Origin of the sequence: Yunchengibacter salinarum, from assembly GCF_037658235.1 — a bacterium.
GTDB classification, from domain to species: domain Bacteria; phylum Pseudomonadota; class Alphaproteobacteria; order Sphingomonadales; family Kordiimonadaceae; genus Yunchengibacter; species Yunchengibacter salinarum.
Genome location: NZ_JBBJLN010000004.1, coordinates 160,229 through 182,427 on the forward strand (window position 1 = coordinate 160,229; position 22,199 = coordinate 182,427).

Sequence of the window (22,199 nt, forward strand, 5' to 3'; positions counted from 1 at the left end):
CGGCGCCGCCGCAGGCACGCGCGAAAAATATCGCTCTCCCCTTGTGTTGCGGGCAAACCTGAACTAAAAGAGAACATAGGATAAACATAAACGGTCATTCATGGGCGCTCCCTGCCTGTGCGGGCCGAATTGCCGGAAATAAGGGGTGGCCAATGCTCACCAGCAAGCAACACCAGCTATTGATGTTCATTCATCGCCGTCTGTCGGAAAAAGGGGTCTCCCCATCCTTTGACGAGATGAAGGATGCATTGGGGCTCAAGTCCAAGTCAGGGGTGCACCGTCTGATCAAGGCGCTTGAGGAGCGCGGCTTCATCCGTCGGCTGCCCAACCGGGCGCGGGCGCTGGAAGTGCTGCACCTGCCGGACAGCCGAAACCCCACCGGCACGGAGCCGGTGACGTCCTCCCCGTCAGTGGCAATTCCCACCGACGCCCCCGTCACCGGCAAGGCTGCCAATGACGGCATGGTGAATATTCCCCTGCATGGCCGCATCGCGGCGGGCACGCCGATCGAGGCCCTGGAAAACCCCGACAGCCAACTGAGCGTGCCACAGGGCATGGTGGGGCGAAGCCCGTGTTACGCGCTGGATGTATCCGGGGATTCCATGGTGGAAATGGGCATTCTGGACGGCGATACGGTGATCATCGAAAAATGCGACACGGCCCCGGATGGCACGGTGGTCGTCGCCCTGGTAGACGGGGAGGAAGCCACACTGAAAACCCTGAAGCGCCAGGGCCGGCATGTGGCCCTGATCCCCGCCAATCGCGCTTTCGATACCCAGATTCTGGAAGCGGATCGGGTGCATGTGCAGGGTCGCCTGCGGGGGCTGATGCGGCGTTATCATTAGGAACCCCGGTGCCATCATGGGCGGCCAGTGGTAAGGGTGCCGAAATACCCTCGAACTCAGGGGGCTGGCCGGATCACGGGCTCCCATGGGCGCGGCGCGGGCCCGCCCCGGCTGAAATGTCGCTCATATCGCACCTGCCCCGCCTGATACCCTGCCTGATGCCGTGGCACCAGCCGCAACGGGCCGCGCCGGGCCAGCGTTTCCCGCGCCAGAAACTGCCCCGGCGGTGCGCAGGCTTCGGCCAAGCGGGCCGGGGCTATGGTGAAATGACCGGCGGCGCAGGCATGTTTTACCTGCTCCGGGCGCTCGGTTCGGGCGAGAGTCAGGCCAAGATGAGGGCCATAGAGGCAAAGCCCCGCCGCACAGTCCGGCTGCGCCAGATATTGCCGGGAGCTGTTCCGGGAAACACCCCAGCTTTGCCGCCAGGCATTCACCAGCAGGCTGCCATATTGGCGCGCCGTCAGGCGGAAAGGGGCGTCCGGCTTCTTGCTGGCCACCGCCGTGGCGGCAGGCGTAACACGAATTTCCGATGGGGGCGCCGCTGTCACGGCAAGCATGGTCGCTGTCAGCCCCGCCGCGCCCGCCATGACCCGGATTCGACGATCCCGCGCCATCAAGACAGCCACCGCAAGGCCGGCCATCAGCGGCAGGAACCAGCCGGGTGGCTGCGGTACCCGCCACACGGCCCAGGGCATGGCTGCCATCTGCTCCGCCGTAAGGAGCAGCAGATCAAGCACGGTGCCGAACAGCGGGGTCACAAGACCCGGAGGCCCGGCCCACAATACGGCCATTTGAACAAGGGCAAGCGGCATCACCGCCAGGCTCATCAGCGGCACCGCCACGAGATTGGCCAGAACCGCCACCAGAGAGACCGCCTGAAACTGAGCCAGCACCACCGGCAGCACCGCCAGTTGCGCGATCAGCGTGGTGGCAAGCACACCCAGGAAAAAGCGGGCGACCCGGCTGATCGGGCCAACCGCCGTTCCGCCCGTGGGGCGGATATGTTCATACACCGCCACCAGGCCGGCCGTGGCGGCGAAAGACATCTGAAAGGCCGCTGTGGTCACCACCCAGGGCGACCATATCACCAGTGCCAGAGCGGCAAGCGCCACCGAACGCAGCGATATTACCCGCCGGTCCAGCAAAACGGCGAGAAAGGCCACGCTGACCATGATGAAGGCCCGCACCGTGGCCGTGCTGCCGCCGGACAACAGCAGATAGCCCAGCCCCGCCAGCCAGGCGACCACCGCCGCGGGTTTTCGGGGCGCCCATCGAAGCGCCAGCGGCGGGGCGAGCGCGATCATAAATTCGGCCAGGAAAAACACCAGACCGGTCAAAAGCCCCATATGCAGCCCGGAAATGGCCAGAAGGTGCGCCAGCCCCGCATCGCGCATGGCAGCGCGGGTTTCGTCATCAAGGCCGCTTCGGTCGCCCAGCATGAAAGCGGCCGCCAGAGCGCCGGAGCGCGACGGCAGCGTATCCCGAAGCGTCAACGCCAATTGTCGGCGCAGGTCGGCCAGGCCGCCCGTTGGCGCGGGGGCCACCTGTCCGGGCGCCGCACCGCGCGGCGGCAGGCGATCCGGGTCGCTGACAGCAAAACCCACCGCCTGCACCCCGTCAAAGGCAAGATGGCGGGCGAAATCCAGACCGCCGGGATGGCTGGCCGCGCCGGGCGGGCGTATCACCGCCTGCACGCCCACCCGATCCCCCACGGATAGACGAGCCGGCATCCGGGTGCGCACCGTCAGGCGCAGGGCGCGCGGTTGCCCCGAACCGGAGAAGCCCACCAGGCGATCCGCCTGAACGGTCAGTCGCGCCGGCCCGCCAGACAAATGTTCGAGCGCGGTAACCGTTCCGCGCACCCGAACGAACTGTTCCGCCCCCTGCCAGGCCACCTGAGGCAAGGTGCGGGCGGCGACAAAGGCAAGGCCGGCCCCCAGCGCAAACGCCCACAGCCCACCGGACACCACGCGCCATGCCCCCGCGGGCCGCCACGCCAGCACGGCCATGCTCATCAAGGCAAGCAGCACCAGCCCAGTTAGCGCCACAGGGGGCTCCCACGGCAGCGCGAAATAAAAGGCCGCCCCCGCTATCGCGCCGCCCGCCGCCCCGATAACCCGCCAGTCAGGGTGCGGAACGAGAGGCGCGGCGGCGATACGTGTGAGAAAATGGGTGATCAGACCGGGCAGGCGGCGCCATCCGGCGGTGTGCCCGCCGGGCCGCCCTGCTGCCCCCACCCTGCTCCATCCACTGTGCACGCGCCGCGACTCCGTGGGGTATAAAGGCCCGCCATCCCGGCACACGGCAGATCCACAAACCCGAATCCCTTTCAAAGAGGTCGAGACTACAATCGAAACGGGTGATTTTGAAAGTGTGTGTTTTCAAGCCCCCGACGCCTTGTTTGTGTTGCGCCGCGCAATATGCTAGATAGCGCCCAAGTTTTTCTGGGCCAATCCGGTGTCGTTCCGCGAATCGCCCTCTATTTCATTGAAAACACAAGGGCTTACCAACAGGATGAATGACTCTTCAACGCCGGTGGTGACACGATTTGCCCCCTCCCCCACGGGGTTTCTCCATATTGGAGGGGCGCGGACGGCGCTGTATAACTGGCTCTATGCCCGGCACCATGGTGGCCGGTTCCATCTGCGGGTCGAGGACACGGATCAGGCGCGCTCCACCGATGCGGCCACACAAGCCATTCTGGACGGCATGACATGGCTGGGGCTGGACTGGGACGGCGACAGCATCAGCCAGGCGAGCCGGGCCGACCGGCACCGGGCTGTGGCGGAAGAATTACTCGCCGCGGGCATGGCCTATCGCTGCTATGCCAGCCGGGAAGAACTGGATGCCGCACGGGAAGCGGCCAAGGCGGAAGGGCGCCGTTTTCTGGGCGACCTGTGGCGGGACCGCGATCCGGCAGACGCCCCCGAAGGCGTGACACCCGTGATCCGCATGGCCATGCCGCGGGACGGCGAAACCCGCGTTGAAGACCGGGTTCAGGGGGCGGTGACGGTCGCCAACAGCGAGCTTGAAGACCTGGTGATCCTACGTTCCGACGGCAGCCCCACTTACATGCTGTCCGTTGTGGTGGACGACCATGACATGGGCGTGACCCATGTGATCCGGGGTGATGATCACCTGAACAACACGTTCCGGCAGGTGCAGATTTTCCACGCCCTGGGCTGGCCGGAGCCGGCTTTCGCCCATATTCCACTGATTCATGGGCCGGACGGCAAAAAACTGTCCAAGCGCCACGGCGCGCTGGGCGTGGAGGCGTACCGGGAGATGGGCTATCTGCCGGAGGCCATGAACAATTATCTGCTGCGCCTTGGCTGGAGCCACGGAGACGCGGAAATCATTTCGCAGGATCAGGCCATCGCCTGGTTCGATCTAGACGCGATCGGCAAGGGTGCCGCCAGGTTCGATTTCGACAAGCTGGATTATCTGAACCGGCATTATATGCGATCCCGCTCCCCGGATTCACTGGTCACGGCGCTTGTCCCCTTTCTTGTGGACGTTATTGGCCGCCAGCCCAGTGATACCGAGAAGGAGCGCATCATTGCCGCAATGGCGGACCTGACGGATCGGGCGCGACGATTGACCGATCTGGCGGAAAGCGCGGCCCTGTTTTGCGATATTCGCCCGCTGGATTTGACGGACAAGGCCGCGGGCATGGTGAACAAGGCCGGTTCGACGCCTTTGCACGCCGCCCGCGATGCCTTGGCTGAAGACCCTGACTGGACGGCAGCGACCGTCAAAGACGCCCTGATGGAAGCTGCCGCAGCGCAGAACCTGAAACCGGGCAAGCTGATGCCGCCGGTGCGAATGGCTGTGACCGGGGGGCGGCCATCGGGGGACCTGGCCGAAACTTTGGCGATTCTGGGTCGCGATGAGACGTTAGGTCGTCTGGACGATCAGCTCGAACGCCTTAAATCGACTGCATGACAGAAGAAAACCGGTCGCCCGGCTTTGGTGGCGGCCCGAAAATGAAGGAGTGAGGGAGCATGAGTGACAAAACCGTCAAACTGTCCGGCGAGGGGCTTGAAGCCGAACTGCCGATCCTGAAGGGATCGGATGGACCGGATGTGATCGATGTGCGCAAACTCTATGCGCAGACGGGTGCCTTCACCTTCGATCCGGGCTATGCCTCCACCGCAAGCTGTGAATCCCGCATCACCTATATCGATGGTGAAAAGGGCGAACTGCTGCATCGCGGCTACCCGATCGACCAACTGGCCCGCAATAGCGACTTCATGGAAGTCTGCTATGTATTGCTCTATGGCGAGCTGCCGAATCAGGAAGAAATGGACAAGTTCGTTCAGGACATCACCTATCACACGATGATCCATGAACAGCTCAAGACCTTCTTCAACGGGTTCCGGCGGGATGCCCACCCCATGGCAATCATGGTGGGCGTCGTGGGGGCGCTGGCCGCCTTCTATCATGACAGCACGGATATTTCCGATCCGCACCAGCGCATGGTGGCAAGCTATCGCCTGATCGCCAAGATCCCGACCATTGCGGCCATGGCCTATAAGTATTCCATCGGCCAGCCCTTTGTGTATCCGCGCAATGATCTGAGCTATTCCGCCAATTTCCTGCACATGATGTTCTCCGTGCCAGCGGAAGAATACAAGGTCAGCCCCACGCTTGAGCGGGCCATGGACCTGATTTTCATTCTGCACGCCGATCATGAGCAGAACGCCTCCACATCCACGGTGCGGCTGGCGGGCTCAAGCGGGGCCAATCCCTTTGCCTGTATCGCAGCCGGTATCGCCTGCCTGTGGGGGCCGGCACATGGCGGTGCCAACGAAGCCTGCCTAAACATGCTGGAGGAAATCGGCTCCGTCGAACAGATCCCGGAATATATCGCACGGGCCAAGGACAAGAACGATCCCTTCCGTCTGATGGGCTTCGGCCACCGCGTTTACAAGAACTTCGACCCCCGCGCCACGGTCATGCGGGAAACCGCACACGAAGTTCTGAAAGAGCTGGGCGTACAGGACCCGCTCTTTGACGTGGCGATGGAACTGGAAAAGATTGCGCTTGAAGATGAATATTTCATCAAGAAGAAGCTTTATCCCAATGTGGATTTCTATTCCGGCATCATCCTGAAGGCCATGGGCTTCCCCACCACCATGTTCACCGTTCTGTTCGCTCTGGCGCGCACCGCGGGCTGGATTGCCCAGTGGAAGGAAATGGTGGAAGATCCGGGCCAGCGGATCGGGCGCCCGCGTCAGCTTTATACCGGCCCCACCAAGCGGGATTATCTGCCTCTCTCCGAACGGTAAGGGGTAAGAAAACCGCAACTGCCCGACAGGCACGGGCAAAGCCTGAAATCAAAAGCCGCCATTCCGGGCAATCGGGGTGGCGGCTTTTTCATGGGGTTAGCGATCACCCGCCCATAAGACGCCGAGGGCCGCGCTTGGGACTGGCCGGGGCCAGAACGTCTCCGTCATTATGGCGGACCACAAAAAAGCCCCGATGCGCACATCGGGGCTTTCCAGATATTGTTAAAAAGATCAGATCGCCGAGAAGCTGCGTGATCAGCGCTCCAGCATGGCGGTGAGCTTGGCTTCCGCGGCCACATCGTCACCAACCTTGGCCACGCCGTCAAAGCGCCATACGGCACCGCCGCCGCGGGTGCGGGTCAATTCCATGCGGATCTGGTCCCCCGGCTCCACCATGCGACGGAACTTCGCACCGTCAATGCCCATGAAATAAAGCAGCTTGCCTTCCGCATCGGGCCCAAGGAAATCGATTGCCAGCGCACCAGCCGTCTGGGCCATGGCCTCCAGGATCAAGACCCCAGGCATGACCGGTTTTTCCGGGAAGTGGCCCGGAAAAAAAGGCTCGTTCGCGGTAACATTCTTGATCCCCACACAAAACTGGCCCCGTTCGCTCACCTCAATGCGGTCAACGAGCAGGAACGGATAACGATGAGGGATAAGCTCCTTGATCCGGTCAATGCTGATCACGTCAGCCATCACGCACTCCTCAAAGGCCGGGGCGCCCAGACGGGCGCCCCGGTGATTATCAGTTTCCGCCGCCGGATTCTACTTCCTCAAGCGCTTCCGCTGCGTCTTCGGGGGACTGCTGCGCCGCCTGGGACAGGTCCGGCACGTCCACATCCACCGACGGCAGTTGTTCGTTCAGCCGCTCGATGAATTCAGTGGTCACATCCATCCCCGACGCATTGCCCAGCACTACCCGCTTGGGCAGGATAACACGCGCGTCATGCTCTTTCAGGAGAGCGCGGATCACCGGCTGGCGCGCCCGTTCCACCTGAACCATGGCATCCTGGCGCAAGCGGTCAAAGGTCATTTCCAGCACGCGCAAGGTCTGTTGAGCCTGGCCATATTGCTGGCGCAACTGCTGAATCTGCTGGGAATACTGCTGTTCAACCTTTTTGCGCTCTTCGGCGAATTTCTGGTCACCGATCAGGGCTTTGCGCTTTTGCAGGTCTTCAATCTCGTCGGACGTGCTTTTTTCCAGGTCGGCCATGCGTTGTTCCATGCGACCGCCCCGACTGGTGAGCTGTCGCAACTGCATGATCTGTTGGCGAATCTCATTGGTTTGCAGGTTGAAGTCCTGATAGGGCGCCGCTTCCTGCTCCACGCGGGCATTGTCCACGATCAGGATGTCTTCGGCCTGCGCACCGCTCGAAATGACCAGCGCGCCGACCATAAACACCGGCGCCACCAGGCGAAGGAGGGTTGATACAGTTGAAGTCATGGTCTCGTCCTTGTGTTTGCGGAAAATCAGAATGCCGTTCCCACATTGAATTGCAAGGTCTGGGTCTCATCACCCAGCTTGCTGGCAAGCGGCTTGGTCAGGTCGATACGGAACGGGCCGAAGGGCGATTGCCAGCTAAAGCCGATGCCCACGGCTGCACGCGGCGAAGGCGTATTGCCGGCCAGACAGGTCTGGGGACCGGCAAGGGTCGGAATTTCCACATCCGGGTCATTGGCATTGACCGCGTCCAGAAAGTCCTGATGCTCGGCCTGGGTGAACTGGCACTCGGCCAAGAAGTCGTCGTTCGCCTTCCAGAGCGACCCCACATCAATGAACACGCTGGAATTGATGCCCATTTCCAGGGCGCCTTCACCCAGTGGGAAGAACAATTCCGCCCGCCCGATATAGAAGGCTCGACCACCCTGCGGGCTGGATTGCTCCTGCCCTACGGTAAAGGTGCCGGGGCCGATGCCCGCATTGTCGAACCCGCGCATACGGGGGCCGCCGATGAAGAAGCGGTCGGTTACCCGTACTTCCTGGTCCAGGCCGTCAATAAAGCCAGCCTCACCACCAAGGCGGAAAGTCCAGCCTGAGAAGGGGCTGTAATAGCTGTCATAATTCACGCGGCTGCGCACATATCGCACATCGCCCCCTACACCAGCAATATCCTGGCTGAAGAAGAAGGACTTGCCCCGCGTCGGGCGAATGATGCTGTTGCGGGTGTCGAACCCAATCGTATAGCCCACAATGGATTGCAGGGTGTTCTGGAAAGTGAGCGCCGAAAAGCCAGACCCGACGGCCAGTTCTGATGTATCCAGAACACCATTATTATTGGTATCGAAATCAAATTCATTGATTTCGCCATCACCGTTCAGATCAAACCGCTCCAGGGCTTCCTGCCGTTCTTCCTCGGTGGCGTCTTCTCCGGGCCGAATATTGTTAAGAAAGTTGTTGAACGTATTGAGCAACAGACTTTCATTGGCGTCCGTCCGGTCGCTGCGCACCGTATAGCGCGTGGACAGGCTCCAGAACTCGGTCAGGGCAAAGCCAAGCCGGATGGAGGCACCCAGCGCTTCCTGTTCCTGAATGATGGAGAAATTGCCGCCAAAGCGGGTGGCGTCCGTACGGTTGGCAAAGATGTTGAAGCCCGCGGAAACAGCCCGCCCCATGAAATAGGGTTCGGTGAAGCCCAGGTCGATCTGCTGCGTGGTCCCGGAAAGGCGAAGACCCAGTCGCAGGGATTGCCCCTTACCCAGAAGGTTTTCCTGACTGATATTAAAGTCGAAAATGAAGTTTTCCAGGCTTGAGAACCCTGCCCCGATATTGAGCTGGCCGGTGCTCTGCTCCTCCACCTTAACATCGATCACCATGCGATCCGGGGCGGAACCGCGGCTCTGCTCGATCTCCACCTCGCGGAAGAAGTTCAGACGATTGAGGCGGTTTTCCGAGCGCCGCACCAGCGCCGAGTTGAAGGCGTCCCCTTCCTGAAGCCGGAATTCCCGGCGAATGACCCGATCCAGCGTGCGCACATTGCCGGCAATATTGATCCGCTCCACGTAAACGCGCGGGGCGTTCTCGATCAAAAAGGTGATATTGATCTTGCGGCTGTCCCGTTCCCGGCGGATTTGCGGGCGCACGTCAACAAAGGCATACCCCAGAAGCCCTGCGGCATTGGTCAGGGATTCCACCGTCTGCTCGATCGCTTCGGCATTATAGGTCATGCCTTCGCGCATACGCAGGAAATTGCGGAAAGCCTTTCCTTCCACGTCCCTGATTTCGCTTTCCACCTCCAGCTTGCCGAATTCGTATATTTCGCCCTCTTCCACCGTAAAGGTGATGAAGAAATCCTCCCGATCCGGTGTCAGTTCGGAAACCGCCGAAATCACCCTGAAATCGGCATAGCCCTCATTCAGATAGAATTGGCGCAGCACCTGCTGGTCATAGGCCAGCCTGTCCGGGTCGAAGGTGTCATTGGAGGTGAAAAACTTCCACCAGCGGGATTCCTTGGTGGCAAGAACATCACGCAGATCGCCGTCACTGTATTTTTTATTGCCAATGAAATTGATCTTGGAAACCTTGGTCTCCGGCCCTTCCTGAATCTCGAAAACCACATCCACCCGGTTCTGGGCCTGCTGCACCACCTTGGGCTCGATAATGGCGGCGAACCGGCCAGACGTGCGGTACAGGTTCAGCATCCGGCTCACATCGGCGCGCACCTTGGCGCGGGTAAAGACCATGCGCGGGCGCAGCCGCACTTCTTCCATCAACTCGTCACGGTCCAGGCGATCGTTCCCTTCGAAGATCACCCGGTTGATGATGGGGTTTTCCACCACCCGCACCACCAGCGCGCCGTTGTTTTCGATCAGTTCCACATCCGAGAACAGGCCCGTGGCCACCAGATTCTTCAAGCTCTGGTCCAGCTTTTCAGGGTTGAACGGGTCCCCCGCGCGCACGGTCAGATATGACGCGATGGTGGCAGGCTCGATCCGTTCGGTACCCACCACGTTGATCTGCTGGATGGTGGGCAACTGGCGCTGTTGCACCGGAGGCTGTTGCCCCGGAACCTGTGCCTGCCCGAAAGCGGGCTTGCTGATCCCCGCGCCCGCCAGCCCCGCCACCAGGGCGAGAGCCAGAAGCGCAGAGACAGTCAGTTCGCGGAAAAGCGACCAAAAAAAGGATACTGGCATAAGACGCAACGTTCAGCCCGTTCTTGTGATTATGGCGAGGCGGCGTGGACCGTGACTTACAGCGCCATGGATTTCAAGTCGTTCAACGTGACAAGCACCATGAACATCAGCACCAGGGCAAAACCGGCGACAAAACCGGCTTCCTGGGCTTTGGCACTCAAAGGCGAACCCTTGAGAGCCTCAATGGCATAAAACATAAGGTGCCCGCCGTCCAGTACAGGGATCGGTAAAAGATTGATGACGCCCAGATTGATGGAAATCAGGGCCAGGAACCAGATGAAGGTCTCCGGCCCCTTGGCGGCGGCCTCCCCCGTCATGGTGGCGATCCGCAAAGGTCCGCCCACCTCGTCAACCGAGCGCAGGCCCATCACCAACTGGCCCAGCGTGGTGAAAATGGAGCGAATCATTACACCGGTCTGCTCCACCCCCTCGCCCACGGCCCGGATTGGGCCAACCGGCTGGTTGCTGGCCGGGCCGCTCTGCACCCCAAGCACGCCGTAAGGGTAGCGGTTTCCCCAGCGATCTTCCATATATTGGGTGCCCAGGGTCGGTGTGATCGTCATGGTGCGCGCATCGCGCTTTATGGTCAGGCTCACTTCCCGGCCCGGATACAGGCGCACGATCGGGGAGATGTCGCTGAAGCTGTCCACCGCCTTGCCGTCGATCCGCAGAATGCGGTCACCCTCGCTGAGCCCCGCTTCGGCGGCCGCCGACTCCGGCATCACCTTTGCCACCACGGGCTCAGCCACATTGATTCCGTAAAAGAGATAGAACCCGGCGAACACCAGCGCACCCGCCAGAAGATTGATCGCAGGCCCCGCGGCAACCACCAGCGCGCGCTGCCATACCGGCTTGAAATGCAGGCACACGGCCCGGTCCTGTGCCGGCATGTCCGCCGCCGCGCGGGACGGGTCGGATGCCGCGCTCTGATCGCCAAAGAATTTCACATAGCCGCCCAGCGGCAACATCGAAATGCGCCAGCGCGTGCCCTTACGGTCTGTCCAGCCAAACAGCTCGCGGCCAAATCCGATGGAAAAGGCATCCACTTTCACGCCAAAGGCCCGCGCCACCAGAAAGTGACCCATCTCGTGGATGAAGACCAGCAGGCTGAAGCCGGCCAGAAAAGCCACAATGGTCAGGATGAATCCGGGAGCGTCACTTTCCATGCGCCGGGTCCTCTCATGCGCTGTCAGGGTCGCAAAGGTGATAACCGCCCAACACCCTTCCTGACAAGCTCTCTGTCCTCAAGCGGGCGCGTGGTGCGCCAGACAGGCGCGGGCCACACGCCGGGCTTCCGCATCCAGGGCGAAAACCGTGTCCAGCGATTGTGGCGCTTTCGTGTCAACGCGCGCCAGCGTCTCTTCCACCAGGTCGGAAATGGCAAGAAAGCCCAGCCGCCCTTCCAGAAAGCCCTCCACAGCGATCTCATTGGCCGCATTAAGCACGGTCGGCGCCCCCCCGCCCTGCCTGAGCGCCGCACGGGCCAGCGCCAGACAGCGGAACGTGTCCGTATCCGGTGGCTCGAAATCCAGCCGGCGGAGCTGCATCAGATCAAGCCTGGCACCGCTGGTCGCCATACGATCCGGCCAGGCCAGGCAATAGGCGATCGGGGTACGCATGTCAGGCGCCCCCATCTGCGCAAGAACACTGCCATCACAGTACGTGACCAGCGAATGCACAACGGATTGGGGATGCACCAGCACATCAATGCGCTGTGCCGCTATGGGGAACAGATGATAGGCCTCGATCATTTCCAGGCCCTTGTTCATCAATGTGGCCGAATCGACCGATATCTTTCGCCCCATGTCCCAGTTCGGGTGGGCCACCGCCTGTTCCGGTGTCACATCGGCCAGACGTGCGCGATCCCAGCCACGAAACGGCCCACCGCTGGCGGTCAGGGTGATGCGCTCCACCCGTTCGGGATGGCGCCCCTCAAACACCTGGAAAATGGCATTGTGCTCGCTGTCCACCGGTAGCAGCGTGGCACCGCGCTCCGCCACGCGGGCCGTCATCAACTCCCCGGCACAGACGAGGCACTCCTTGTTGGCCAGCGCGATCACCCCGCCCCGGTCGATCGCCGCCAGAACCGGTCGCAGACCCGCGGCCCCCAATATGCCCGCAACGGTAAGGTCCGCCGGATGGGCGGCGGCGGCGACAATCCCCTCTTCGCCCGCGGCCACATCGATGCCAAGACCGTCCAGCCCGGCGCGGAGCGCACCGGCCCGGCTCTCGTCCCCGATGGCCACCATGTCCGGGCGGAATTCCCGTGCCAGCGCGATCAGGGCATCCACATTGCGGTTGGCGGTCAGCACCCCTATGCGGAACCGGTCATGATGATGGCGCACCAGATCCAGCGTGCTTTTCCCGATAGAGCCGGTGGCGCCCAGAACGCTCAAGCTTTTCATGAAGCCCCCGCTCCCACGGCCATATAGGTGGCCACCGCGGGCGCCACGAAGACCAGGCCGTCAACCCGGTCCAGCAGGCCGCCATGGCCGGGAATCAGATGGCCGCTATCCTTGATTCCGAAAAATCGCTTCATCCGGCTTTCATACAGGTCACCCAGTTGCGCCAGAACCGCCAGCGGCAAGGCCGCCAGGGCAAGGCCGCCGGGGTGGTGCCATGGCGCGCCGCTCATATCCGCCACGATCCAGGCCATGGCGGCGGAGACCCCGGCTGCCAGCGCCATGCCCCCCAGCAGACCGGCCCAGGTCTTTTTGGGGCTGATTCGCGGCGCCAGCTTAGGCCCGCCCAGACCCTTGCCCGCGAAATAGCCGCCCACATCCGTGGCCCAGACCACCAGAAACACCCAAAGAACCGCCAGCGCGCCGCCTTCGGCAACCCGTATCCAGCCAAGCGCGAATATCGGCAGCCCCACATAGGCAATACCCGTAAGCAGCCAGCCCACATGGCGACGCCTTTCATCCTGCGGCTGATAATATCGCGCAGGCAGGGTGAAGCGGGTTCCCGCCAGCAAGACCAGCGCCAGTGACCAGATCGGCACCAGCGGGCCCAGCACGACCGGCTGCCAGAACGCCAGTGCGGCCACCGCCGCGATTCCGATGGCCCTGAGAAACGGCGTTTTCACGCCGGTCATCACCAGCCATTCCAGCAGCATGAGCACGCCACCAGCGACGAGAAGCAGTTCAAACCACAACCCCCCTTTCCAGATCGGAAAGAGAACCACCGGCAGCAGCGCAAGCGCGGCCACGATACGCTGAACCAGATTGGCTGAAATGATGAGCCTCCCCTCGAATTGTGGCGCCAGGTGATCAGGGCCGGGACCCGAACCGCCTTTCCCGCTGGCGATAATGGGTCAGAGCCTCCTCCAGGCTGGCGGCGTCGAAATCCGGCCAGTAAATGTCCATGAAGAGAAACTCGCTATAGGCCGCCTGCCACAGCAGGAAATTGGACAGGCGCTTTTCGCCGCTGGTGCGGATGATCAGGTCAGGGTCCGGCATATCGTGCGTGGACAGGGCCGCCGCCACGGTACCCTCGTCGATCTCGCTCAGGCTTTCACGCCCTTCCAGTACGGCGGCGGCAATGGCGCGTACAGCATCCGTTATCTCGCCGCGGCCACCATAATTCAGGGCAATGACCAGGGTAAGGCGCCCGTTTCCACGGGTCAGGGCCTCCGCTTCCTCGATCAGGGCGATAATGTCGCTGTCAAGGCGATCGCGGCGGCCAATCACCCTGAGTCGCACTCCCTCCTTGTGGAGTGTTTTTACTTCCTGGCGCAGATAATGGCGCAACAGGCCCATCAGATCCCGCACTTCCGATGCGGGGCGCCGCCAGTTCTCCGATGAAAAGGCGTACAGCGTCAGATAGTCCAGCCCCAGTTCACCCGCGGCGCGGACGGTGCGCCTGACCGCCTCCGCCCCCTTCTTGTGGCCCACCGAACGGGGCAGACCACGCGCCTCGGCCCAGCGGCCATTGCCGTCCATGATGATGGCCACATGCCGGGCACTCGCAGCACCGCCACCAGCCCGCCGGTCTTCAGGCGCGGGGGATTGTTCCGCCGCATCGGCGGATGCGGGGCCGGTCATGTCATTGCGGGCGCCCTGGGACATGATGCGATCAAACCTGCATGATTTCCTGTTCCTTTTCCGACGCCATGCGGTCCACGTCGGCCACATATCTGTCGGTCAGCTTCTGGACCTTTTCGCCTTCCTGTTTGGCTTCGTCCTCGCTGATGGTCTTGTCCTTTTCCATCTTCTTGATGGTGTCCATACCGTCCCGGCGTACATTGCGAATGGCCACGCGCCCCTGCTCGGCATATTTGTGCGCCACCTTGACCATTTCCTTGCGCCGCTCCTCAGTGAGCTGCGGCACGGGCACGCGCACCGTGGTGCCATCCACCATGGGATTGAGCCCAAGTCCCGCATTGCGGATGGCCTTTTCCACCGAGGAGACATTGTTCTTGTCCCACACCTGCACAGACAACATGCGCGGCTCCGGCACGGATAGCGTTCCCACCTGGGAAATCGGCATGACGGCGCCGTACACCTCCACATTGACCGGATCAAGCAGGCTGGTGGTGGCCCGGCCACTCCTCAGTCCGGCGAATTCATGCCGCAGGCTGTCGATCGCCCCCTGCATTCGCCGCTCCAGATCCTTCATGTTCAGTTTTTCTTCGGCCATCAGTCTTGCTCCTCGCCTACGATCGTGCAGGTGCCATCCCCGGACAGGACACCCACCAAACCATCTTTGGACTGGATTGAAAAGACGACAATGGGAATGTTGTTCTCCCGGCTCAATGATATGGCCGAGGCATCCATCACCTTAAGGTCGCGCCTCAATACATCCATATAACTCAATGTTTCAAAACGGGTTGCGCTGGGGTCAACTTTCGGGTCAGCCGTATAGACCCCATCCACCTGGGTTGCCTTGATCAAGGCATCGCAGTCCATTTCCGCGGCGCGCAGGGCCGCCGCCGTGTCCGTGGTGAAGAACGGGTTGCCCGTGCCTGCGGCAAAGATCACCACCCGCCCCTTTTCCAGATGACGGATCGCCCGGCGGCGAATATAGGGTTCGCAAATGCTGGACATGGGAATGGCGGACAGCACACGGGTATCGATGCCGATGGTCTCCAGCCCGTTCTGCAAGGCCAGTGCATTCATCACCGTGGCCAGCATACCCATCTGGTCCGCCGTGGCCCGCTCGATCCCCTGGGCCGCACCGGCCAATCCGCGAAAGATATTGCCGCCGCCGCAGACAATGCAGATTTCCGCCCCATATTGATGGGCGCGTCTGATATCCTCGGCAAAGCGCTTGATCGTTTCAGGATCAATCCCGAACTGCCCGTCGCCCATCAGGGCCTCGCCGGACAGTTTCAGCATGATACGGCGAAAGCGTGGTTGCGACTGCATCTTTATGCCCCCTTGCATGAACCCGCACCCTGGCCACCCGGTGCGGGTCGGCCAAGTCTAGCTTCCTGCCCGCCGGACCACCACAGCCAATTATGGCACACCGGGCACGGACACAAAAAAAGCCCGGAAGACGATGCTTCCGGGCCTTCAATTCCTCTCGCCGGATCAGGACCCGGCAGCCGCAGCCACTTCGGCGGCGAAATCTTCTTCTTTCTTCTCCAGACCTTCGCCCAGTTCCAGGCGCACAAAGCCGGTGACCTTGATGTCGGTCCCCGCTTTTTCGGCGGCCTGGCTGACCACCTTCTCAACCGGGGTTTCCCCATCGATCACAAAAGTCTGCTTGAGCAGGCTCACTTCTTCGTAGAATTTGCGCATCCGGCCCTCGATCATCTTCTCGATGATGTTTTCCGGCTTACCGGATTCGCGAGCCTTCTGGCGCTGAACCTCTTTCTCGCGCTCGACCAGGTCCTGATCCAGATCATCCACATCAAGGGATGCCGGATTGGCGGCCGCCACATGCATGGCAAGCTGCTTGCCGAGCGGTGCCAGCACATCTTCTCCAGCATCGGATTCCAGCGCCACCAGCGCCACGATCTTGCCCGTGGTGTCAGTCACGTTGTTGTGGATATAGCTGCCGATAAAGCCATTCTCAACGGCCAGAACACGCGCCCGGCGCAGGGTCATGTTCTCGCCGATAGTGGCGATATTGTCGGTCAACACATCCTTGACCGCCTTGTCGCTGCCCGGAAAAGCGGCTTCGGCCACGGCGTCCATGTCCTCGCCAGCGGCATGAGCCACGCGGGCCACACCTTCCACAAAATCCTGGAACTGCTTGTTGCGCGCCACGAAGTCAGTCTCGGAATTGACTTCCACCACGGCAGCCTTCGGCCCTTCGGCGAACAGGCCCACCAGACCTTCAACGGCCACACGACCGGATTTCTTGGCGGCAGCCGACAGGCCCTTGGTGCGCAGCCAGTCCAGTGCGCCATCCATGTCGCCATCGTTTTCCGCCAGCGCCTTTTTGCAATCCATCATGCCCGCGCCGGATTTCTCGCGCAGGTCCTTAACCAGTTTGGCAGTAATCTGAGCCATGTCTGTCCCTCTCGATTGAAGACGGACCGGGCAAAGGCGCCCGGCCCGGAAATACGCACAGCAACCAGGTGCAAAGCCTGGCCATCCCGTCAGCTCTTGGCGGCTTCGCCTTCAGCCGCTGCTTCCGGTGCCGCGGGGGCCTCGGCTTCCGGTGCGGCATCTTCTGATGCCGGGGCCGCGGCAGGCGCCGCACCCGCATCCGCCTGCGCACCGGTATCCACACCCTGAGCGGCAAGCTGCTGCTGAATACCATCAAGCGCGGAATCCGCGATCAGGTCGCAATACAGCCGCAGCGCGCGGGTCGCGTCATCATTGCCGGGGATCGGATAGGCGATGCCGTCCGGGTCGGAATTGGTATCCACAATGGCGGCCACCGGAATGCCCAGCCGGTTGGCTTCCTTCGCGGCCAGCGTGTCGCGGTTGATGTCCACAATGAACATCAGGTCCGGCAGGCCGCCCATGTCCTGAATGCCGCCCAGCGACAGTTCCAGCTTGTCCCGCTCCCGCGTGGATTGCAGGATTTCCTTCTTGGTCAGGCCGGTCTGGTCCTGCTTCAGCATTTCATCAAGCTGCTTCAGGCGGCGGATGGAATGGGAAATGGTTTTCCAGTTGGTCATCATGCCGCCGAGCCAGCGGTTGTTCACATAGTACTGACCGGAGCGCTTGGCCGCTTCCGCCACGATGGGGGACGCCTGGCGCTTGGTGCCCACGAACAGCACCCGGCCACCGCCAGCGACGGTTTCACGCACGGCTTCCATGGCGCGGGTCAGATAGGGAACGGTCTTGGACAGGTCCACAATGTGGATGCCGTTACGCTCCCCAAAGATGAAAGGACCCATTTTCGGGTTCCAGCGGTGGGTCTGGTGACCAAAGTGAACGCCCGCTTCCAGAAGCGCGCGCATATCGACTTGCGGCAGAGCCATGATCTCTCTCCTTTACCGGTTGTGCCTCCATGACCCCTGGGCTCCCGTTGGAGCCACCGGATGGCCACCCTTGCAGCAGGGCAGCCGGTGCGGGTCATGTGCGAAGTCGGGCGCGTGTATACGTCCGCACCCGGCCAATATCAAGTGCTTTCTGTCACCCCGTCCGGGCCCGTTCCTCCGGGGCTTGATCCGATTCCCTTTGCAGGCGTGCCAGAGCCAGCCCCCGGAAAAGGCAATGCGGTGATGCCATGCTCGTTACCCGGTGGCAGAAACAGCACCCGACGCCCGTTGCTGGACCCCGCCACGGGCTTGATCGGCATGGGCGGATGCCGCCGGGCGTGGCGGAGAGCCGCGCCCACGCTGCCAAAACGCGCCAGCCGCGTCAGGGTGAGCCGGGTCGGCGGCATCAGATCGCCGACCATACCGGCCAGCAGACGCTGCGGTGACAGCCAGACGGCAGCGGTGGTCTCCCCCGCGTCGTGCCGGGCGCGCTCCCCCGGTTTCAGTGCGGCCAGATAAAAACGGGTGTCAAAACGGCGCGGCAGATCATCGGGCGTGATCCAGTGGGCAAAAAGGACCAGCGAGTCGCTGTCCAGCCGCCCCCCATGGCACCGCAGAAAGCGGTCGAGCGGCGCACTGGCATGGCGGGCGGCGGGCCAACGCCCATCCGCATGAACCAGCCCGGTTTCCTCATAAAGTTCCCTGAGCGCGGCGATCCGCCAGGGCAGATCGCGCCCGCGGTCCCCTTTCGACACCAGAGACCGCCAGCGCGCCACATTGCTATCGGTCCTGTCCAGCTTGCCACCGGGGAAAACCAGCGCCCCCGGCGCGAATGCCATGCGCTCCGAGCGGCGCACCATCAACACCTCCGGGCCGCGCGCGGCGGGGCGCAGCAATAACAGGGTGGCGGCAGGCTCGGCGGACGCGGCGGAGACGGGCGGGGAAGCCCTGCCTGAAAAGCGACGGGTCATACTTCCTCCACCGCCATGACGCCGATTTCGGCGGCGATGGCCTGTCGCAGTTCGGGCGTGACGCGAAAATGGCCGTCCAGCTCGAATTCCGCCAGCTTCTGGCCGCCCTGAAGCGCCAGTCGCACCATGACCCTGCCCCGGCCACCGCCGCGACGGTCCAGCGCGGCGCGGATACCCTCGAACGCCTTGGGGTCGGTCACGTCCACCAGCAGCTTCTTGGCCGAATTGCTGGCCACGGTCTCAAGGCTGTCCAGCGCGCGAGCCGACAGGCCCACATCCTCCCCGTCCCGCTGGCGCAACTGCACATTGGCCACTACGGGGGCGCCCTCGTCCACCAGGGCCCGCGCCGCGTCCAGCATGTCGGAAAACACCATCACCTCGAAGCTGTCCGTATGATCGGACAAGGCCAGAATGCCGAAGCGCTTGCCGGTCTTCTTGGACTGCCCCTCCCGCCAGGCGATGATCGCCCCGGCCATGCGCACGGTCTGCCCGATCAGGCTGGAATCCCGCTTTACGGTGCGGGCGGGCAAAATGCGCTCCCGCTTGAGAATGGTCTCGTAACTGTCCAGGGGGTGGGCCGAGATATAAAAGCCCACGGCCTTGCGCTCATTTTCCAGCAGATCGCTATCGGTCCAGCTTTTGACCATGGGCAGTGCCGGGCGATCCGCCTGCGCGCCCATTTCCCCGCCGAACAGGCTCACCTGATTGCTTTCCCGCTCTTCCGCCTTGCGCTGGGCGGTTTTCAGGATCAGGTCGGCACTGGCATAAGCCTGCGCCCGATCCCCCACCAGTTGATCAAACGCCCCGGCGGCGGCCAGTTGCTCTAGCTGACGCTTGTTCATCAGGCGCGGATCGATGCGCTCGGCAAAGTCGAACAGGTCCGTAAAGGGGCCGTTTTCCTCCCGCTCCGCCACCACGGCGTCCATGGCCTTTTCGCCCACGCCCTTGATGGCGGACAGGGCATAGCGCACCCCCTGATCATGCCGGGGATCATCGGGTTCGCAATAAGGCTCGTCCACCGTTTCCACCGTGAAGGCTGAAGCCGACCGGTTGATATCCGGCAGCAGAAGCGGAATTTCAGATCGCACCAATTCCTGTTTGAATTCACCTAGTTTGTCGGTGTTATTCAAGTCAAGACTCATGATGGCGGCCATGAATTCGACCGGGTAATTCGCCTTCAGATAGGCGGTGTGATAGGCCACCAGCGCATAGGCGGCGGCGTGGCTCTTGTTGAAACCATACAGGGCGAATTTCGCCACCAGATCAAAGACCTGGTTGGCTTCCTTTGCAGCGATTCCCCGCTCTTCGGCGCCCCGGCAGAAGCGATCGCGCTGCTTGTCCATCTCCTCGGCGATCTTCTTGCCCATGGCCCGGCGCAACAGGTCGGCTTCCCCCAGGCTGTATCCCGACATGACCTGGGCAATCTCCATCACCTGTTCCTGATAGATGATGACGCCATTGGTCTCCGACAGGATGCCCTCAAGCAGGGGGTGGGGATATTCGATCTCCTCCCGTCCGTGCTTGCGGTTCACATAGGTGGGGATATTGTCCATGGGGCCAGGCCGATAGAGCGCCACAATGGCGATGATGTCCTCGAAGGTGTCCGGTTTCAGTCCCTTAAGCGTGGAGCGCATCCCCGCGCTCTCAAGCTGGAAAACGCCCGCCGTGTCGCCCCGCTGCAAAAGATCGAAAGCCGCCGGATTATCCAGCGGTACATGGTCCAGGTCCACCTCGATGCCGCGCTGCCTGATATAGCCCACGGCACGGTCCAGCACCGTCAGAGTCTTGAGGCCGAGAAAATCGAATTTCACCAGTCCCGCCTGCTCCACCCATTTCATGTTGAACTGGGTCACCGGCATGTCGGATTTCGGGTCCTGATACAGCGGCACCAACTGATCCAGTGGCCGATCCCCGATCACCACTCCCGCCGCATGGGTGGAGGCGTGCGCATACAACCCCTCCAGCTTGAGCGCGCGATCCATCACCGCCGCGGTCAATTCGTCGCTGTCCATTTCCTGGCGCAGGCGCGGTTCATAATCGATCGCCTGCTCCAGCGTCATGGCATTGCCGGGATCGTTGGGAATGAGCTTCGAGAGCCTGTCCGTGACCGGATAGGGCTGCTGCATCACCCGGCCACATCCCTTGACCACCGCGCGCGCCTGCAATTTTCCGAACGTGATGATCTGCGCCACATGATCATGGCCGTACTTGTCCTGCACATAGCGGATCACCCGGTCGCGCTTGTCCTGGCAGAAATCGATGTCGAAATCAGGCATATTGACCCGCTCGGGGTTCAGGAACCGCTCGAACAGCAGGGAGAAGCGCAGCGGGTCCAGGTCCGTGATCTTCAAGGCATAGGCCACCAACGACCCCGCACCGGAGCCCCGGCCCGGCCCCACCGGGATATCATGGTCCTTCGCCCACTGAATGAAGTCCGCCACGATCAGGAAATAGCCCGGAAAGCCCATCTGGTTAATGATTTTCAGTTCATGTTCCAGACGGTCATGATAGGGCTTTTCCCAGTCCTCGCCGCGAGTCAGCCCCTCTTCCCCGGCCTTGAAATCCAGCCTTTCGGCCAGACCTTTCAGCGTCCATTCCCGGAGCATATCCGCTTCCGACATGTCCATGCCGCGGGTGTAATTTGGCAATAGCGGGTCAATCACCTTAACGCGATAATGGCACCTTTTTGCGATATTCACTGTATTTTCAATGGCTTCCGGGATGTCTTTGAACAACTCCACCATTTCTTCCGCTGTCTTGAAGCGAAATTCGGGATTCAGACGGCGACGGTCCTCGGCGCTGACATAGGTGCTGTCGGCCATGCACAGCAGGGTGTCATGGGCCTCATACATATCGCGGGAAACGAAAAAGGGCTGATTGGTCGCCACCACCGGAATACCCCGATCAAAGGCGATATCCAGCATGGCTTCCTCGGTGCGATCCTCCGCCTCCAGCCCGTGACGGCTGATTTCCATATAGAAGCGATCGGGGAACAGGGCCTGAAGCCGGGCCGCACAGGATTCAGCGCCCGCCCCGTCACCTTCCAGCAGCAACCGCCCCACCGGCCCGGAAGCGCCGCCCGACAGGCAGATAATTCCCTCGGTCAGGCCGTCAAACGCCTCCAGCGGCAGGCGAACGCCCTGGGTGGGGTCGCTTTCCAGATGGCCCTTGGAGACCAGCTTCATCAGATTGCCATAGCCGGTCTCGCTCTGTGCCAGCAGCACGAGTTGATCCGGCGCCGGGCCGCTGCGGGCGCGCGGGTCCACCGTCAGAAAGGGGTTCTGCACATGAAGGGTCACGCCCACTATGGGCTGCACGCCGGATTCAGCCGCCTTGCTGGAAAATTCCAGCGCGGCAAACATGTTGTCCGTATCCGTCATGGCCACGGCGGGCATTTTCAGGCCCACGCACTGCTTGACCAGATCGGCCACATGAATGGCCCCCTCGGACAGGGAATAGGCGGTATGAACCCGCAAATGAATGAAGGTGGCGGCGGTCATAAGGCCCCTTTCAGCGGTGATGAGGCACAGCCGGATCGGGCGCCCCCATACAGGCTAGGCAAGCGGACCCGCATGGGCAA

At 62.1% G+C, this 22,199-nt stretch carries 17 protein-coding genes; 3 read left to right on the plus strand and 14 right to left on the minus strand.

What is annotated here, in order from left to right; translation table 11 throughout:
• Positions 1-152: 152 nt before the first annotated feature.
• Positions 153-845: a transcriptional repressor LexA gene (gene lexA / locus WGH93_RS05750; RefSeq protein ID WP_374763911.1), complete on the plus strand. Its 693-nt coding sequence runs from the start codon at positions 153-155 to the stop codon at positions 843-845.
• Positions 846-901: 56 nt separating this feature from the next.
• On the opposite strand, the gene WGH93_RS05755 is transcribed toward lexA, so the two are convergent.
• Positions 902-2,893 (minus strand): ComEC/Rec2 family competence protein, encoded by a 1,992-nt coding sequence (locus WGH93_RS05755; protein WP_374763912.1) that lies wholly within the window; start codon positions 2,891-2,893, stop codon positions 902-904.
• A gap of 466 nt (positions 2,894-3,359) precedes the next feature.
• On the opposite strand from WGH93_RS05755, the gene gltX reads away from it, so the two are divergent.
• Both gltX and WGH93_RS05765 read left to right on the plus strand, forming a co-directional pair.
• Positions 3,360-4,790, plus strand: a complete 1,431-nt coding sequence (gene gltX / locus WGH93_RS05760) for a glutamate--tRNA ligase (RefSeq protein ID WP_374763913.1) — start codon at positions 3,360-3,362, stop codon at positions 4,788-4,790.
• Positions 4,791-4,849: 59 nt separating this feature from the next.
• Complete coding sequence (locus WGH93_RS05765; RefSeq protein WP_374763914.1) at positions 4,850-6,136, plus strand: citrate synthase; 1,287 nt, start codon at positions 4,850-4,852, stop codon at positions 6,134-6,136.
• 255 nt (positions 6,137-6,391) lie between these two features.
• Here WGH93_RS05765 and fabZ read toward each other — a convergent pair whose 3' ends face one another.
• The 13 genes from fabZ to dnaE all read right to left on the minus strand — a co-directional run bounded on the left by fabZ (position 6,392) and on the right by dnaE (position 22,119).
• On the minus strand, positions 6,392-6,832 hold the full coding sequence (gene fabZ / locus WGH93_RS05770) for a 3-hydroxyacyl-ACP dehydratase FabZ (protein WP_374763915.1): 441 nt from the start codon (positions 6,830-6,832) through the stop codon (positions 6,392-6,394).
• 49 nt (positions 6,833-6,881) lie between these two features.
• Positions 6,882-7,580, minus strand: a complete 699-nt coding sequence (locus tag WGH93_RS05775) for an OmpH/Skp family outer membrane protein (RefSeq protein WP_374763916.1) — start codon at positions 7,578-7,580, stop codon at positions 6,882-6,884.
• Between the two features lie 26 nt (positions 7,581-7,606).
• Positions 7,607-10,267 carry an outer membrane protein assembly factor BamA gene (bamA, locus tag WGH93_RS05780; RefSeq protein ID WP_374763917.1) on the minus strand — a complete coding sequence of 887 codons (2,661 nt, stop codon included), beginning with the start codon at positions 10,265-10,267 and terminating at the stop codon, positions 7,607-7,609.
• Between the two features lie 56 nt (positions 10,268-10,323).
• Complete coding sequence (gene rseP, locus WGH93_RS05785) at positions 10,324-11,433, minus strand: RIP metalloprotease RseP (RefSeq protein ID WP_374763918.1); 1,110 nt, start codon at positions 11,431-11,433, stop codon at positions 10,324-10,326.
• 78 nt (positions 11,434-11,511) lie between these two features.
• Positions 11,512-12,672 (minus strand): 1-deoxy-D-xylulose-5-phosphate reductoisomerase, encoded by a 1,161-nt coding sequence (locus WGH93_RS05790; RefSeq protein WP_374763919.1) that lies wholly within the window; start codon positions 12,670-12,672, stop codon positions 11,512-11,514.
• On the minus strand, positions 12,669-13,475 hold the full coding sequence (locus WGH93_RS05795) for a phosphatidate cytidylyltransferase (RefSeq protein ID WP_374763920.1): 807 nt from the start codon (positions 13,473-13,475) through the stop codon (positions 12,669-12,671). Before WGH93_RS05795 ends, WGH93_RS05790 begins: the two co-directional genes overlap by 4 nt.
• Before the next feature lie 61 nt (positions 13,476-13,536).
• Positions 13,537-14,334, minus strand: a complete 798-nt coding sequence (locus WGH93_RS05800; protein ID WP_374763921.1) for an isoprenyl transferase — start codon at positions 14,332-14,334, stop codon at positions 13,537-13,539.
• A 7-nt stretch (positions 14,335-14,341) separates the two neighbouring features.
• Positions 14,342-14,905, minus strand: a complete 564-nt coding sequence (gene frr / locus WGH93_RS05805) for a ribosome recycling factor (protein ID WP_374763922.1) — start codon at positions 14,903-14,905, stop codon at positions 14,342-14,344.
• A complete protein-coding gene (gene pyrH / locus WGH93_RS05810; protein WP_374763923.1) occupies positions 14,905-15,633 on the minus strand; it encodes a UMP kinase in 729 nt (242 codons plus the stop codon). Before pyrH ends, frr begins: the two co-directional genes overlap by 1 nt.
• Positions 15,634-15,798: 165 nt before the next feature.
• Positions 15,799-16,725, minus strand: coding sequence for a translation elongation factor Ts (gene tsf, locus WGH93_RS05815; RefSeq protein ID WP_374763924.1), 927 nt, complete (start codon positions 16,723-16,725; stop codon positions 15,799-15,801).
• 89 nt (positions 16,726-16,814) lie between these two features.
• The gene (rpsB, locus tag WGH93_RS05820; RefSeq protein WP_374763925.1) at positions 16,815-17,648 is read right to left on the minus strand and encodes a 30S ribosomal protein S2; all 834 of its coding nucleotides are present in this window, start codon (positions 17,646-17,648) and stop codon (positions 16,815-16,817) included.
• A gap of 140 nt (positions 17,649-17,788) precedes the next feature.
• On the minus strand, positions 17,789-18,619 hold the full coding sequence (locus tag WGH93_RS05825; protein WP_374763926.1) for an NUDIX hydrolase: 831 nt from the start codon (positions 18,617-18,619) through the stop codon (positions 17,789-17,791).
• Positions 18,616-22,119 carry a DNA polymerase III subunit alpha gene (gene dnaE, locus WGH93_RS05830; protein WP_374763927.1) on the minus strand — a complete coding sequence of 1,168 codons (3,504 nt, stop codon included), beginning with the start codon at positions 22,117-22,119 and terminating at the stop codon, positions 18,616-18,618. Before dnaE ends, WGH93_RS05825 begins: the two co-directional genes overlap by 4 nt.
• Positions 22,120-22,199 lie beyond the last annotated feature (80 nt).